Genomic DNA, 11,146 nt, shown 5'->3' with positions numbered 1-11,146 from the left:
CCGGCACCGGTGGATGCCGGCGACACCGTGACCGCGGTCAGGACGGCCCCATCCGCTCGCGCAGGCTGACCGGCCGCAGGTCGGTCCACACCTGCTCCACATGTGCCAGACAGTCGTCCCGGCTACCGGAGAAGCCCTCGACCCGCCATCCGCGCGGGGGCTCGTGCTCAGTTGGCCAGACCGAGTACTGCCCCTCGTCGTTGCGGACCACCTGATGTGTCGGCTCGCTCTGGGACATGGCGACGTGCCTCTCTCTCCTCGTTGGGGGGTCAGGACCGCTGCTGGTCGAGATCGGCGGCCAGCGCGCGAACGGTCGGCGTCAGGTAGAGCTGGCGCATCGAGAGCGCGGGCAGCCCGCGCTCCCGCATCGCCGACCCGATCCGCACCGCGTAGAGCGAGTTGCCGCCGAGCGCGAAGAAGTTGTCGTCGAGCCCCACCGACACGCCCAGCACCGACTCCCACACCTCGGCGAGGTCTCCGGACAGCCCCGCGGGCTTCCCCGCCGTGGCCTTCGGCGGCGGGGCAGGCGTGGCCGGCGCGGGAAGCCGGTCGGGGTCGAGCTTGCCGTTGCCGGTCAGCGGCAGCGCGTCGAGTGCGGTGAGCGTGGTCGGCACCATGTATTCCGGCAGGATCCTCGACGCCCGCCGGCGAACCGCCTCGGTGTCCTGGCCATCGAGCACGACATAGGCGTCGATGCGGACCGTGGCGGCGTCCTTCAGCGCATCGCCGCTGACCAGCACCGCAGCCGCCCGGACGGCCCGGTCGTCCAGCAGCACGTTCCGGATCTCGTCCAACTCGACTCGGAACCCCCGCACCTTGACCTGATCGTCGAGCCGCCCCAGGTGCTCCAGGGAGCCATCGGGCCGGAACCTGCCGAGGTCGCCGCTGCGGTACCGGCGGCCTTCGAGAAACGGATCGGGCTGGAACCGTTCGGCGGTGAGTTCCGGGAGCCCCAGGTATCCGGACGCGACTCCCGCGCCACCCACCCAGATCTCACCGGTCACCCCGGTGGGCACCGGCCGACCCTGTGGGTCGAGCACGTACAGCCGCCATCCGGGCAGCGCCCGGCCCACCGATCGGGTCCCGGCCAACGCCTCCCGCCGGGTCACGGTCTGGGCTGTCGCGTGCACGGTGGTTTCGGTGATCCCGAACATGTTCACCAACCGGCAGCGGTCCTCCGGGTACCGGTCGAACCAGCCCAGCAGGACGCGAGTGTCCAACGGCTCGCCGCCGAACACGACGAGGCGCACCGCCAGGGGTGCCGCGCTGCGCCGGTCCGCCTCCATGAGCTGGCCGAACGCCGACGGCGTCTGGTTGAGAACCGTCACCCGCTCGCGCACCAGCAACTCGTGGAACTCGGTTGGCGATCGGCTGACGTCGTAGGGCACCACCACGAGTGTCGCCCCGGTGAGCAGCGCCCCCCAGATCTCCCAGACGGAGAAGTCGAACGCGCTGGAGTGGAAGAGCGTCCACGTGTCGTCGGGATGCAACGCGAAATCGTCCCGGGTGGCGGCCACCAGGCCCGTGACGTTGCGGTGCGGAACCTCGACCCCCTTGGGGCGGCCGGTCGATCCGGAGGTGTAGATGACGTACGCCGCGTCTCCCGGCCCTCGCCGCGGGACGGCCGGCCCGCCCGCGCCGCCTGCCCGGACCAGCTCCGCCACGCCCAGGACCGACCCGTCGCCGCCGGGGAAGTCCGGCAGGTCTGACACGACGACGCGGAGACCGGCGTCCCGCACGATGTGGGCGCGCCGTTGCGGGGGGTGGCTCGGGTCCATCGGGACGTACACCGCGTCGGCTTTGAGCACCGCCAACATAGTCACGACGAGGTCCAGGGACCGGTCGAGGCAGATGCCGACGTGGTCGCCGGGCCGCACTCCCCGCAGGCGTAGCCCCGCGGCGACGAGGTCGGCCCGCTCGCGGAGCTGCCCGTACGTCAGGGCAGCGTCGCCGCGACGGAGCGCGACGGCGCCGGGGTGGCGCTCCGCCCACTCGTCGAAGAGCGCGTCGATCCGACGCGGGCGCGGCGGCGCGCTCTCGGGTGCCAGCCCGAGGGCCAGTTGGCGTGCCCCCGCTTCGGCGTCGAGCAGGTCGAGGTCGCGTACCAGGCCGTCGGGGCGCTCGGTGAGCTGTCGGTGCACGAGGGCGACGCACTCGGCGTAGGCGCGTGCCGCCGCCGCGCCGACGTGCCGGACCTGGTGCCGGACCTCCACGTCCGTCGTGCCGTCCGCCCCGGGGGCCAGGACCAGGGTGAGCGGAAAGAGCGCGCTCTGACAGGGGAGTTCGGCGGGGATGTCCGCCTCTCCCGCCGCGGCGGCGACCTCCAGCACCCCGACGTCCGGCCTCCGTTCCGCTGTGTCCTGCGGGGACACGTCCGGCGAGGTCGAGAGCGAGTCGAGCAGGTCCTCGTTCGAGCGGACCCGGGACAGGTCGACCGTCAGCACTGCCACCTCGTCGAAGGCGCCGAGTGCCTCCGACGCCCGGGAAGCCGGGGACCGCACCCGTCCGGTGCGCACCACCTCCCGCCCCTCGTACCGGCTGAGAACCACGACCGCCGCCGCGCTCAGGCTCGTGAGCGGGTCGCCGGCGGCGGCCCCGAGGGGAAGCCGGAAGACGTCCGTCCGGTCGCCGGCCTGGGCGTCGCCCATCCCCCACTCCACCCGGCGACCTCCGCTCGGCGTACGGCGGGGGGTAGCTGTCACCTCGGCGGGCAGCGGTTGCGCGGTCAGTGGGTCCGGACTGCGCCGCCCGGTGAGCACCTCGGCCAGCACGCGCAGCGAGGGCGGGTCCAGCGTGCCGCGATGGCCGGTCAGTACGAGGTCGCGCGAGGCGTCGGCGTAGGTCAGCACCACCGCGCGCAGTACGGGTCCGGTCCGGCTCACCGGTCGATGCATCTCGGTACGCAGCCGGTGCCGGGCGAGTGGGGTGCCCCGGGCCGACGGCACCGCTTCGCTCCACAGCGTGGGCGTACGGTCGGCGGGACCGGGCCACCACCGCCGCACGGCCGTATCGAACCGGTGGCGTAGCGCTTCGGCGTCGACGTCCTCGGTGAGCCGCACCGCAAGCGCGTGACAGAGCGCGGACTCCGGGGTGTCCACCCCGACGATCCGGGCGAAGCCGGGTTGCGTGAACGATGGGGTCACTCTGCTCAGCTCCACGGGTCAGCGGGCGGTGAAGCCGCCGTCGACGGTCAGGACACTGCCGGTCACCTGGCGTGATTCGTCCGACGCGAGCCAGAGGGCGGCGCCGGCGACGTCGTCGGGCTCGATGAGCGTGTTCATCGGCTGCGCCTGGACGAACGTCTCCTCGTGCTCGGCGACCGGTACGTCGAGGGACCGCGCGATCTCGGCGAGCATCCGTCCCTCCACGCGCGGGTCATCGCGCACCGATCCCGGGCAGAGCGCGTTGACCCGGACCCGGCGCGGCGCGTAGTCCAACGCGACGGCCTTGGTGAGCCCGATGATCCCGTGTTTGGCAGCCACGTAACCCGCGAAGTGTCGGTAGCCGACCAGGCCGGCCGTGGAGGCGATGTTGATGATGCTGCCCGAGCCGCGCTCGGACATCCGGCCGCCGACCGCTCGGATGGTCCGCCAGGCCCCGCTGAGGTCCACGTCGATCATCAACTGCCACTCCCGCTCGGTGATCTCGTGTGCGGCACGTCCCGAAGGAGCAGCGATTCCCGCATTGGTGACGAGGACGTCGAGCTCACCGAAGCGCCCCACCGCCTCCGCCACGGCCTGCTCGACCTGCGCCAGGTCACGTACGTCTACCGTGCCGGTGAGCACGCCGGCACCCGCTTCCCGGCAGAGGTCCGCGGTACAGGCGAGCTGACTGGCCGAGCCCAACGGGTACGGAACTCCGGGCAGGTCCGCGGCGATGTCGAGCAGGGCGAGGTCGGCCCCCTCCCGGGCGAAGGCGACCGCGACGGCCCGCCCCAGTCCGCGGGCGGCCCCGGTGATCAGCGCGGTCCGGCCGGCAAGTCGCATGGTCACCGCCTCACCCGACCTCGACCGTACGAAGTTCCGCGGCGATCAGGTCGAGCAGTTGACCGGGCTGCTCGGTGAGGTACATGTGGCCCCCGTCGAGTTCCGACGTGCGGAGCCCGCCGGCGGTGGCCTCCGCCCACTGGGTGATCTGGGCCGCGCTGACCAGCCCGTCCTGCCGGCCCCGCAGCGCACTGATCGGCGTCCTGAGCCTGCGGTCCGAGGTGGGACGGTAGGACTCGTGCAGGCGTACGTCCGCCCGGAGCGTGGGCAGCAGCAGCTCCCTCATCTCGGGGTCGTCGAGGGCTGCGTGGGCGTAGCCGGCGATGACGCGGACCTTCGCGAGGAACTGTTCCTCGGGTAGATCGCCCACCCACTCGGTACGCCCCGACCACGGTCCGGGTGAGCCGCTGACGAAGAGCCGTTCCAGGCGCACGCCGGCGGCGGCCTCCAGCCGATGCGCGAGTTCGTACGCGAGCACGGCGCCCATGCTGTGCCCGAACACGGCGACGGGCGCCCCGGCGGCGAGATGACCGGTCACCAGGGCGCACGCCTCGTCGGTGGCTTGCGCCGCGTCCGTGTGCGGCGGCTCCACGAAGCGTTCCTCCCGGCCGGGGAGCTGGACCGGCAGGATGCGCAGACCCTGCGGGGCCTGCCGCTGCCAGGGCCGGAAGAACGCCGCGCCGGCTCCAGCGAAGGGCAGACAGATCAGCGTGGTCTCGCCCACAACATGCGCCTCTCTTCCTCGGGGCAGCAGGCGCCGGTCCCGGCGCCCGCAACCTGCTCAGGTGTACGGAGATCGCGCCGTCATCTGGCCCGTCGCGCGATCCGGACGATGGCCGGCGGAGCCGGGTCGGCGGCACCTTCCGCGTCGATCCAGGCGGCGAGCTCGGCAACGGTACGCAGCTGAAAGATCTTGCTCACCGGTAGCCAGACCCCGCTGCCGGCCTGCACGTCGTTGACCACCCGGGCGGCGAGGAGGGAGTGACCACCCAGGCAGAAGAAGTCGTCGTCCGAGCCGACCGATCCCACGCCGAGCAGCCGCGCCCAGATGTCGGCGACGAGCCGCTCGGTCGCTGTTCGCGGCGGCGACGTGGCCGCGCGTTCGGTGGTCCACTCGGGAGACGGCAGGGCTGCGACGTCGACCTTCCCGTTGCGGGTCAGCGGCATCGTCGCCAACCGGACCACCCGCTCCGGGAGCATGTAGGCGGGCAGGTTTCTGGCGAGCAGTTCCCGCAGCGCGGTCTCGTCGAGCCGGTCGCCCGTCGGCACGACGTACGACACGAGCCGTTCCTGGCCCTCCGGGTCCCGCCGCAGCATCACCTTGCACTCGCCGACGTGGCCGGTGGCCCGCGTCCTGGCCTCGATCTCCCCCAGTTCCACGCGATAACCACGGATCTTCACCTGGTCGTCGCGACGGCCCAGGTAGTGCAGCGTGCCGTCGGGCGTCAGGCAGGCCAGGTCGCCGGTGCGGTACATCCGACCGGGCTGGCCGGTGCAGTCGGCCAGGAAGCGCTGGGCGGTCAGTTCGGGACGGTTGACGTATCCGGCGGCGAGCGCCGGGCCGGCGATGTGGAGCTCACCGGGCATCCCGATCGGCGTGGGGTGACCCGAGCGGTCGAGGACGTAGAGGCGGGCACCGTCGATGGGTCGCCCGATGGGCACCGGACCGCTGTCCGGGGGCGAGGTCACGGTGTGCACGCAGCAACCGACGACGGCCTCGGTGGGCCCGTACTCGTTGATCATGACGGTTTCCGGCGCGGCCCGCAGCCAGGGCGCCGTCTGCTCGTGGTGCAGGGCCTCCCCACCGACGACCCAGGTCCGAGCGGTCGCCGCGGCACGCGCGACGCCCGGCCAGGTGGAGAGCAGGCCCAGGTGGGCGGGCGTCACCTTGACGAAGGCGAACCGGTGGTGGCCGGCGAGCAGGTCCGCCAGGCCCTCGGGCGGCGCCACCACGATCGTCCGGCCTGCCGCCAGCGGACAAAGGAGGCTGGTCAGGCCGAGGTCGAAGGCCAGCGACGAGTGCAGCGGCACGCCGCCGTCGGCCCCGGTGAGGTACCGGTCGACCGCCCACCACACGTAGTGGGCCAGTGGGCCGTGCTGGACCCGCACGCCCTTGGGCTCACCGGTCGACCCGGAGGTGTAGATGATGTAGGCGACGTCCTGCGGGTCGGTCACCACGTCCCCGGTGGTCGGTCCGGTGGTCGTCACCAGGTCGGGTCGGACCACGGGCAGGTCGTCCGCCCACCCGGGCCGGTCACCCGTCACCACCAGCACCGCCCCGGCGTCGCGGACGATGAACCGTAGGCGCTCTTCCGGCTGACCCGGGTCCAGGGGAAGGTAGACCGCCCCGGCTCGCCAGACCGCCAGCACAGTCACCACCGCCGCCATGCTGGGCGCAAGGCTCACGGCCACCACGGACCCGGGCCGGACGCCACGTTCGATCAGGCCCGCTGCCAGGCGGTCGGCACGCTCGGCCAACTGGCGGTAGGTGATCATACGGTCGCCGTCGCGCACGGCGACGGCATCAGGGGTACGACCGACGGAGGCGGCGAACGCCTCGGGCATCGGGGTCCGCCAGGTGCCAGCGGCGGGCCGCCCCGCGTGCCTCTCCAGGTCGCGCCGCTCGTGCTCGGGGAGCATGGCCAGCTCCCGGACCGGGGTGTCGGGATCGGCCGTCGTCAGGGTTTCGAGCAGGGTCAGGAAGTGGTCCAGGATCCGCCGCGCCACGAGGCTGGTGAACCGTCGCCCGTCGTGCCGCAGCACCACCTCGCCCGCCTCGGGGCGCAGCACGAGCGTCAGGGGGAAGTGCGGGCTCTCCAGCACCTCGCCGGGGGTGGACCGCGCGGTGCCCCACTCGGCCGGGTCCGCCAGCGGATAGCTCTCGGACACCACTATCGAGTCGAAGACCAGCCGCCCGGTCGGTAGGCCGGCGAACTGCAGCGCCTCCGACAGCGAGGTGTCCTGGTACGCGCGCAGCTCGGTGAGCCGGTCGTGCACCGCCTGGATGAGAGCCACGGCGGTGGCGTCACCCGGGACGCGGAGCCGCAGCGGCAGGGTGTTGAGGAACGTGCCCACCATCTGCTGCGCATCGGCCAGCGCGTCCGGTCGACCGGCGAAGACGGTGCCGACGACGACATCGTCCGCGTCGGTGTACCTGGCCACCTGGATGCACCAGGCCGCGTGCAGGACGGAGTTCAGGGACACCTGACGCGTGCGGGCGAGTGTCCGCAACGAACCGAGCAGCCGCTCGGGCAGGGCGTGCCGCTCCTCTCCCCAGCCCTCGTCGGTGCGGCGTTCCAGTTGCCCGATCTCGATCTCACGGGTGTCGAGGTCCCGCAGCTGGTCCTGCCAGAACAGCTCCTCGGACCACCGGTCCCGGCCGTCGCGCCAGGCGAGCAGGGCGTGCACCGGTGGTCGCGCCCCGGGCATCGGTTGCTGCGGATCGCACAGGTGCGCGTACGTCTGGGCGAGGTCCCGCCATGCGAGGGCGAGACTGATGCCGTCCAGCAGGAGGTGGTGGTGGGTGAAGAGGATCCGCAGCCGCTCGGGGCCGAGACGGACGACGGTCCACCGGCACGGCGTCGGCGCGTCCAGGCGCAGGCCACGGCTCCGGTCGGCGCCCAGCAGGTCCCGCCACCGCTGGTCCTGCGGATCCGCACCGTAGGGGGTGAGGTCCAGTTCGGTGTAGTCGGGGCGTACCCGGCTGGTCACCACCTGGACGGGCTGCTTGATGCCCTGCCACATGAACGCGCTGCGCAGGGCTGGGTGCAGCTCGTGCAGGAGTTCGACGGCGCGGCGCAGCAGTCGCAGATCGACCGGTCCGGTCAGGTCGCGGAAGGCCTGCACCAGGTAGTGGTCGGCGTCGGGCTCGCTCAGACAGTGCACCAACATGCCGTGCTGGGTGCGGGTCAACTCGTTGACGGCCTCAAGCGTGGGCATCGTCGTCCCCTCCGTCGATCCGGGCGATGGCCGCCGCGATGGTGCTCAGGTCCCCGGCATCGAGCCCGAGGCGACCGGGGTCGACCGCGATGTCCCCGCTGGCCCGCTGGGTCTCGTCCGCCGCGTCGCAGAACGCGTGCAGGTGGCGGTTGAACGCGCTGGCGAGGTTCCGCACGGTGACCGGGTCGTCCAGCTCGGGCACGTGCTCCCACTCGGTCCGGAGGCCCTCGGTCGACACGAGACCGACGACGTCGAGTCGGTGGGAACGCACGTTCCGCTCCGCCGAGTCCAGTGCCACCTGCACGGGCGCGACGCTCAGCGCGGTCCCCCGGTGGTCGTCGAAACGACCGAGATAGTTGAACTTGACGGTCGGGGTGGGCAGGGCTGCCAGCTCGGCGCGGAGGTCGGGGTCGGCGGCCTGGTACCGCAGCATGCCGTACCCGCTGCCCCGGTGTGGGATCCGGCGCAGTCGCGCGCGGACCGCCCGGAGGACCTCCAGTGGACCGGCGTCGGCCGAGGCCTCGAAGTGGACGGGAAAGATGCTGGTGAACCAGCCGACCGTCCGTGACACGTCGAGGTCGTCGGTCAGGTGGTCGCGGCCGTGGCCCTCGAGATCGATGAACAGGCCCTCCGTGCCGTGGTTCTCGCGGACGGCCAGCCAGAGGGCGGCGACGAGCACCTCGTCGATCCGTGCGCCCAGGACGCGGGTCGTGTCCCGCAGCAGGTGCTGGGTGGTGGCCGGGGCGAGGGTGGCGGTGTGTCGTCGGGCCGATCCCGACGTGCCGGTGCCCGGACCCGGCCATTGCGGGCCGACCGGTGGAAAGTACTGGGTGCTCCAGTAGCGCCGGTCCGCCGCCAGGGCGGGGCCGGCGGTGAGCGGCGTCAACGCTCGCGCCCAGTCGAGGATCGAGTTGGTGCGCGCCGGCAGGTCGGCCGGGCGTCCCGCACGGGCGGCGCGGTAGGCGGCGTCGAGGTCGTCGGCCAGGATCCGCCAGGAGACCCCGTCCATGACGACGTGGTGCAGGGCGAGGACGAGCCGGTCGCCCTCGGAATGGCGCAGCACCGCGGCGCGTACCAGGCGGCCGGCGCCGACGTCGAGCATCCCGCTGGCGGTGGTGATCCAGGCGGTGAGCTGGGCGTGCCGGTCGGACCCGACCCCGAACTCGACCACGTCGAGCGGCGCGTCGGGCGCGATCGGGCGGATGGTCTGCGTTCCGGTCGCGTCGAGGCGGGTACGGAGCGCGTCGTGGTGTGCCAGCACCGCGTGCAACGCGGTCCGGGCCGCCGGTACGTCGATCGGGTCCGACGCGTCCAGCACCAACGGCATCGACCAGTGGTCGGGCACCGCCATGTCGTACTCGAGGAATCTCCGTTGGATCGGGGTCAGCGGCGCCGTCCCGTACGCGGGCTCCTGGTCGACGGCGAGGACCTGGCGACCCTGGACGATCGGCGCCAGTCGGGCCACGGTCCGCAGGGTGAACAGGTCGTCGGTGGTGAGCCGGAGCCCGGCGTCCCGGGCAAGACTGATCACCCGCAGCCCGAGCAGCGAGTCACCGCCCAGCTCGAAGAAGTCGTCGTGCACCCCGACGGGGTCAACGTCCAGCACCGTCGCCCACAGGTCGACCAGCGTCTGTTCCGTCTCGTCGCGGGGCGCGGTCCACGGGGCTTCCGCTGCCAGCGGAGGCCCCGCCGTCCGATGCAGGGCAGGGAGATCCGCCTTGCCGTTGGCGGTGACCGGCACCCGGTCGACCAGCCGGATCGACGACGGGATCATGTATTCCGGCAGGTGGACGGCGAGGGCGTCGCGCAGGCCGCCGAGGCTGACCGTGGCACCCGGTCGCAGGCGCAGGAAGGCGATCAGCCGGTCGGCCCCGCCGGAGGTCTTCTCGGTGCTGACGATGGCCTCGACGACCTCGGGCACGTCGCACAGCCGGCTCTCGACCTCGCCGAGCTCGATGCGGAAACCCCGCACCTTGACCTGCCGGTCACGTCGGCCGCAGTACTCCAACTCGCCGTCCGGGTGCCGGCGGACCAGATCCCCCGTGCGGTAGATCCGGTCCGGTCCGTCGGGGAGCGGACTGGGCAGGAAGACTTCCCGGGTCAACTCGCTGCGGGCGAGGTAACCGGTCGCGAGGCCCACGCCGCCGAGGTACAACTCCCCGACCTGACCGTCCGGGACCGGGCGCAGATCCTCGTCGAGGACGAGCGCGAACATGTTGTCGATGGGTCGGCCGATCGGGACGTACCGCCGGCTGTCGTCGCGCTGGCAGGTCCACGCGGTGACGTCGATCGACGCCTCGGTCGGGCCGTACAGGTTGTGCAGCTCGGTGTCGAGGAGATCGAGACAGCGGTCCTGGGTATGCCGGGGCAGCGCCTCGCCGCTGCAGAAGACGTGGCGAAGCGACCCGCAGCCGCCGACCCCGGGTTCGTCGAGGAACGGCGTCAGCATGGCGGGCACGAAGTGCACGATGGTGATCGCCTCCCGCCGGATGAGGTCCGACAGGTACCTTGGGTCGTGGTGACCCTCCGGACGGGCGGAGACGAGGGTCGCGCCGCTCAGCAGCGGCAGGAAGAACTCCCAGACCGAGACGTCGAAGGTGTACGGCGTCTTCTGCAGGATCCGGTCGGTCGCCCGGATGTCGTACGCCCGGCGCATCCAGAGCAGCCGGTTGACGACACCGGCGTGGCTCAGCACGGCGCCCTTCGGGCGGCCCGTCGAACCGGAGGTGTAGATGACGTACGCCGGATCGGTGGGATCGCTGTCGCCGGGGCGGACGAACTCGACCGGCTCGTGCCGCCGGGGCTCGCCATCGAGAGGCACCACGGGCAGCGTCCCCGCGAAGCGGCGGCCCAAGGGCTCCGGCGCCAGCACCACCGCTGCCCGCGACTCCTCGAGCATGTACCGGGCCCGCTCGTCCGGGCAGTCCACGGCGATGGGCAGGTAGGCCGCCCCACTCTTGAGAATGGCCAGGAGCGCCACGCTGAGCTCGACGGACCGTGGTGCGCAGACGGCGACGATCTGACCGCGCCCGACGCCGTACTCGTCCCGGAGCCGCGCGGCCCACGAGTTGGCCCAGGACTCCAGGTGGGCGTAGCTGAGGCTGCGGTCCTCGGACACGACGGCGGTGGCGTCGGGAGTCGCCAGCGCCTGGCGGCTGATGAGATCGTGCAGCAGGTGGGCGGGCTGGTCCGGCACCGTCGGCCCGGATCCGGCTGCCAAC

At 72.5% G+C, this 11,146-nt stretch carries 6 protein-coding genes; all 6 read right to left on the bottom strand.

Annotated features, from left to right (window positions below; genetic code table 11):
- Nucleotides 1-37 precede the first annotated feature (37 nt).
- The 6 genes from ABZ794_RS01555 to ABZ794_RS01530 all read right to left on the bottom strand — a co-directional run bounded on the left by ABZ794_RS01555 (nt 38) and on the right by ABZ794_RS01530 (nt 11,145).
- Nucleotides 38-238 carry an MbtH family NRPS accessory protein gene (locus tag ABZ794_RS01555; protein ID WP_210780673.1) on the bottom strand — a complete coding sequence of 67 codons (201 nt, stop codon included), beginning with the start codon at nt 236-238 and terminating at the stop codon, nt 38-40.
- 31 nt (nt 239-269) lie between these two features.
- Nucleotides 270-3,143, bottom strand: a complete 2,874-nt coding sequence (locus ABZ794_RS01550) for an amino acid adenylation domain-containing protein (protein WP_357513722.1) — start codon at nt 3,141-3,143, stop codon at nt 270-272.
- An 18-nt stretch (nt 3,144-3,161) separates the two neighbouring features.
- On the bottom strand, nt 3,162-3,986 hold the full coding sequence (locus tag ABZ794_RS01545) for a mycofactocin-coupled SDR family oxidoreductase (protein WP_357514196.1): 825 nt from the start codon (nt 3,984-3,986) through the stop codon (nt 3,162-3,164).
- A gap of 10 nt (nt 3,987-3,996) precedes the next feature.
- The gene (locus ABZ794_RS01540) at nt 3,997-4,710 is read right to left on the bottom strand and encodes an alpha/beta fold hydrolase (protein ID WP_357513720.1); all 714 of its coding nucleotides are present in this window, start codon (nt 4,708-4,710) and stop codon (nt 3,997-3,999) included.
- Between the two features lie 80 nt (nt 4,711-4,790).
- Nucleotides 4,791-7,925, bottom strand: a complete 3,135-nt coding sequence (locus ABZ794_RS01535) for a non-ribosomal peptide synthetase (protein ID WP_210780675.1) — start codon at nt 7,923-7,925, stop codon at nt 4,791-4,793.
- A complete protein-coding gene (locus tag ABZ794_RS01530) occupies nt 7,912-11,145 on the bottom strand; it encodes a non-ribosomal peptide synthetase (RefSeq protein ID WP_210780676.1) in 3,234 nt (1,077 codons plus the stop codon). Before ABZ794_RS01530 ends, ABZ794_RS01535 begins: the two co-directional genes overlap by 14 nt.
- Nucleotide 11,146: the final 1 nt, after the last annotated feature.

This window comes from Micromonospora sp. NPDC047187 (genome assembly GCF_040643355.1).
Lineage (GTDB): Bacteria > Actinomycetota > Actinomycetes > Mycobacteriales > Micromonosporaceae > Micromonospora > Micromonospora salmantinae.
This window is presented reverse-complemented; position numbering and strand designations above follow the sequence as displayed.

What these genes read in the sequence shown, in the direction of transcription:
- ABZ794_RS01545 (WP_357514196.1), bottom strand. Translation starts at nt 3,986, where the DNA reads ATGCGACTTGCCGGCCGGACCGCGCTGATCACCGGGGCCGCCCGCGGA.
- ABZ794_RS01535 (WP_210780675.1), bottom strand. Translation starts at nt 7,925, where the DNA reads ATGCCCACGCTTGAGGCCGTCAACGAGTTGACCCGCACCCAGCACGGC.
- ABZ794_RS01555 (WP_210780673.1), bottom strand. Translation starts at nt 238, where the DNA reads ATGTCCCAGAGCGAGCCGACACATCAGGTGGTCCGCAACGACGAGGGG.